The following is a 376-nucleotide window of genomic DNA, read 5'->3' as shown; positions in this document are numbered from 1 at the left end:
GGGCGAAAGCGGGTATGGGACCGCTCAGCCGCGAAATTCACTCCCGATCGATGAAGGGATAGTCAATGCCGTGCGCGCAACACCGCTATGGCCTGGTATCGATCGCGCTTCACTGGTCGATCGCGGTCCTCATCATCGCCATGTATCCGCTCGCCTGGTGGATGACCCGTGCGATCAACGAGCCCGAGACCCAGGCGAACGCGTTCGAGGCTTACCAGGTGCATAAGTCGGTCGGACTGACGATCCTCGTCTTGAGCGTCATCCGTGTCGTGTGGCGCCTGTTGCATCGGGCACCGCCGCGTCCCCAGGAGATGCCGCGTTGGGAGAGGTGGGGCGCTCGCCTCTCCCACGTCCTCCTCTATGTACTGATAGTTGG

The 376-nt window shown here is 62.2% G+C and carries 1 protein-coding gene; it reads left to right on the top strand.

Annotated features, from left to right (window positions below):
* Positions 1–65: 65 nt before the first annotated feature.
* Positions 66–376 (top strand): cytochrome b (locus MRBLSP13_RS20760; RefSeq protein ID WP_363756432.1); only part of this gene is annotated, 311 nt, incomplete at its 3' end.

Source organism: Sphingobium sp. LSP13-1-1.1, from assembly GCF_040676415.1.
In the GTDB taxonomy this organism is placed as follows: domain Bacteria; phylum Pseudomonadota; class Alphaproteobacteria; order Sphingomonadales; family Sphingomonadaceae; genus Sphingobium.
The sequence above is the reverse complement of the archived record's forward strand: the minus strand, read 5'-3'. Positions and strand labels throughout refer to the sequence as shown.